This window comes from Pseudomonas sp. HMWF006, assembly GCF_003061205.1.
Classification (GTDB): Bacteria; Pseudomonadota; Gammaproteobacteria; order Pseudomonadales; family Pseudomonadaceae; genus Aquipseudomonas; species Aquipseudomonas monsensis.
The window spans coordinates 3,442-7,330 of record NZ_QAIU01000534.1; the positions used below are offsets into that span (position 1 = coordinate 3,442).

At 62.6% G+C, this 3,889-nt stretch carries 3 protein-coding genes; 1 reads left to right on the top strand and 2 read right to left on the bottom strand.

Features of this window, described 5'->3' with window-relative positions:
• The coding region (locus DBR24_RS33500; protein ID WP_256591785.1) for a TolC family protein at positions 1 to 704 on the bottom strand (704 nt) is incomplete at its 3' end.
• 225 nt (positions 705 to 929) lie between these two features.
• A complete protein-coding gene (locus DBR24_RS24065) occupies positions 930 to 1,724 on the bottom strand; it encodes a helix-turn-helix transcriptional regulator (protein WP_128615984.1) in 795 nt (264 codons plus the stop codon).
• Positions 1,725 to 2,212: 488 nt separating this feature from the next.
• On the opposite strand from DBR24_RS24065, the gene DBR24_RS24070 reads away from it, so the two are divergent.
• A partial coding sequence (locus tag DBR24_RS24070; protein ID WP_146189110.1) for a condensation domain-containing protein occupies positions 2,213 to 3,889 on the top strand: 1,677 nt, incomplete at its 3' end.

The following is a 3,889-nucleotide window of genomic DNA, read 5'->3' on the forward strand; positions in this document are numbered from 1 at the left end:
GCCACCTGCCGCTGATAACGCGCCAGATTGGCCCGCGAACTGTCGACGCTGGTTTTCGCCTGCGCCTGTTCCAGCGCCGACGACTTGCCGGCCTCGCGGTTACGGGTGGTCAGGTGCAGGCTCTGTTCGTCGGCGGCGAGGGTGTCGCGGGTCAGTTCGAGCAACTCCTGATCGGCGCGCCAGGTCAGGTAAGCATTGGCGACGTTGGCCACCAGACTCAACTGCGCACTGCGTCGCGCTTCTTCCGTCGCCAGCCAGCTCTGCAGCGCTTGCTCGCTGAGGCTGCGCACACGGCCGAAGAAATCCAGTTCGTAGGCGCTGATGCCGAGGTTGACCGCGTAGGTCGAGTTAATCAGCGCTTTGCCTTTGGTCACGCTGGAGGGCATGCGCTGGCGTGACTCGCTGGCATTGGCCGACACCGCCGGCAGCAGGTCGGCGCGCTGGATGCGGTATTGCGCCTGGAAGGCTTCGACGTTCAGCGCGGCCACGCGCAGGTCCCGGTTGTTGACCAGTGCCGACTCGATCAGCTGTTGCAGGGCCGGGTCGTTGAACAGCGTGCGCCAGTCTTCGTTGGGTGTTGCCGGTTGTGTGGCGGTGGGGTATTGCGCGGCGCTCGGCGATGCCGGGCGCTGGTACTCGGGAATCAGGGAACAGCCGCCCAGCAGCATGGCCATGGACAGCAGGGAAAGTCGCAAGGTAGACATCGAACAGCCTCGTGCATGAAAGAGGGGAGATGCTTGCAAGGAAAACGGGGGGTGATGGGCTTGTGTGTTGAGAAAGATCCTGTGCTGAGAACACCCTGTGACGAGGGGATCTATCACCGTCGGGGCGCGTAGCAGCCCCTCTTTTGGACGATAAAAAGCGCGGCCTGCTTTGCCGTCCAGCGGGGATAAATCCCCTCGCCACCAAGGTACTTACGCAGTTCGAAGTCAGGCCCCGGCCATCCATCGCGCCAGCCCATGCCGGCCACTGACCCCGAGTTTGGCCGCCGCCCGTTTGAGGTACGTCTCGATCGAGCTGTTTTTCACCCGCAGTTTCTCGGCGATTTGCGGCACCGTGCCGCCGGTCAGCAAGCCCAGGCAGACTTCCTTTTCGCGTGCCGAAAGGACGACGCCACTCATCGCCAGGCGCTCATCGAACACCAGCGCCAGCGGTGCCTGATCGAGTTCGGCCTGGGGCAGGCGTGGCTGGCGGGCGAGGGTTTGCCGACTGATGTGCGCATGGCGTTCGATCAGGGGCAGCAGGGTGTCCGAAAGGCTTTTGAGAAACGACAGCTCCGTCAGTGAAAACACCCGCCGGGTATGCGGTCGGTAAAACGAAATGACGCAGCGGCGGTTCGACATGCGCGACACCAGATTGCACTGGTGCGCATTGTGTTGCGGGTAGCGAGGTTGCAGCGAGGCTCTGAGCTGGATCAGCAGCGAGTCATTCATCTCGATCATCTTCGGCAACAACGGATGGTCATCGGCCCGTTCGAGCGGGTCGGCCGGCGCACAGGTCTGCGGCAAACCGGCACTGCCCAGCGGCTTGATCTCGACCACGCTGGCCTGACGCTCATCCAGCGTCCACTCGCTGAGGTCGACGCCGTCGACCGGCACCAGCGTGTCGACCAGCTGAAACATGTTCGCGGCGAAGTGATCGTCCCCGGTGCTGGCAATCAGCTCACCCAGTTGCCAGTAGAAATGCGGGTTTTCCATATTGCGAATACTGCCGGTCAGATTCATATCCTTGTCATCCCTGGTTCAGAGCCATCACTGAATCGTCTGCCGTCTAAGTAAAAGCCGCCCACGCAGTCATTTCTCCTTGAACATGATCTGGAGCGGGATTTAAGCCTATGGATTTGTCCTACGTCTGTAGGGGAAAACAGGGACACAAAGTGCCATCATTTCGGAAAGTTGGCGCCGGGCTTCTGACGGTATCCGGTACAGATGCCGCGCCTAGCGTGACTGTTCGGTCACTGCAAAGCCTTGAAAGCCGGGACTATTAAGCTGCGGTGCGAGCATTGCGCTGGCCGATGGCTGCGCTGGCTTGTGGCATTTTTCCTACAAGTATTTCAGCGTTTCCTCTCCGAACTTTTAGAAGCTTCCTGCCGGATCAGCGGCAACCGGGGCTGACAGGCCTTGGGAGGGGGCTGGGTTGTCCGGGTTTCACGTGTCATGTCGGCGTCGGGGCCGATGCTTGAATAGGCGCAAAATTTCATGAGAAGGACTTTATGCCGCCTATTTCTGCCCCAGCGGTGGACACGCCGTCCGCATCGACCCAGACGTATCCCCTGACCGCAGCGCAGCTGGACATCTGGCTGGATCAGCTGAGTCGCGGCGATTCGCCGCTGTACAACATCGGCGGGTACCTGGAGCTGAGCGGTCCGCTGGATCCGGCACGGATGCAGGCAGCGCTCGAAGGCCTGGTGGCCCGGCATGACGCCCTGCGCACGGTGCTACTGCCGGGCGCCGGCGTCGATGGCTTGCCGTTGCAGCGGTTTGCCCGCGCATGGCCGGTGCCGATGCCGATTCACGATGTGTCGGCGCAGGCCCACCCGGAGTCGGCGGCGCGGGCATTGGTTCAGGCGCGTATTGATCAGCCCTTCGTGCTGGGCGGCGGCTGCCTGTTCCGTTTTCTGTTGATCCGCCTGGATGATGAGCGCCACTGGCTGTCCGTGCAGGCCCATCACCTGATCATTGATGGCTGGAGCTTCGGCGAAATGTTCAAGTCGCTGGACGATATCTATAACGCGCTGGCGAACGGCCAACCGGCGCCGGCCTCGGCACCGTCCTACCTCGACTTCATCGCCGACGATACGCGCTATCGCGCGTCGCCCCGTTACGCGCTGGACCGCAGTTACTGGCTGGACAAATACCGGCAATTGCCCGAGCCGCTGTTGCTGCCACGCCACCAACCGAGCCGCGCCGGCAAAACCGTTCAGACCCAGGTGTTCACGCAACCCTTGCCGGCGTTGTTGCACGAGCGCATGAAGCAGGTGGCCCGAGGCGCTGGCGCTTCGGCGTTCCATGTGTTGCTGGCGGCGCTGCACGTGTACTTCAGCCGTACGGCGCAGCGTGACGAATGGGTGGTCGGCCTGCCGATTCTCAATCGCGGCGGTGCACGGTTCAAATCCACCCTCGGGCTGTTCGCGCAGATCAGTGCGGTTCACATGGCGTTTGGTCGCCAGCGCACGTTCGGCGAACTGGTCAGGGCGATCCGCGATGAGCTCAGAAAGGATTTTCGCCATCAGCGTTTCCCGGTCAGTGAGATGAACCGCGCCCTGGGCCTGCTGCGTGAGGAGCGCTCGCAGTTGTTCGAGGTGACGGTGTCCTACGAGCAGGGCGCTCACGATTATCGCTACGGTGAGGCGTCGGGGCGGATGATCAAGGCCTCCAACATGGAGGAGGCCACGCCGCTGGCGGTGCACCTGCTGAGCAATCAGGTCAACGACGACGCGCATTTGTACCTGGTTTACAGCGAGGCGTATTTCAGCGCCGAGGAGATCACGGCCCTGGCCGCACGCTGGCTGTTGATTCTGGAACAAGGGCTGGAGGCGGTGAACTTGCCGGTGGCGGATTTCAGTCTGAGCACGCCTGAGGAAGAGGCGCTGCTGCAACAGTGGAATGCGACGCGAGTGAGCTACCCGGCGGTGAGCACGATCCATCAGCGTTTCCAGGCGCAGGTGGCGCAACGGCCGCAGGCGCTGGCGGCGGTGCAGCAAGGGCAATCGTTGACCTATGCCGAGCTTGATCAACGAGCCAACGCGCTGGCTCATCATCTGCTCGATCTTGGTGTGCGCCCGGATGACCGGGTGGCGATCGTCGCCCGGCGCGGTCTCGACACGTTGGTCGGGTTGCTGGCGATTCTCAAGGCCGGCGCCGCCTATGTGCCGCTCGACCCGGCGCAT

Coding starts and splice junctions, on each gene's coding strand:
- DBR24_RS24065 (WP_128615984.1), bottom strand. CDS start 1,724: ATGAATCTGACCGGCAGTATTCGCAATATGGAAAACCCGCATTTCTAC.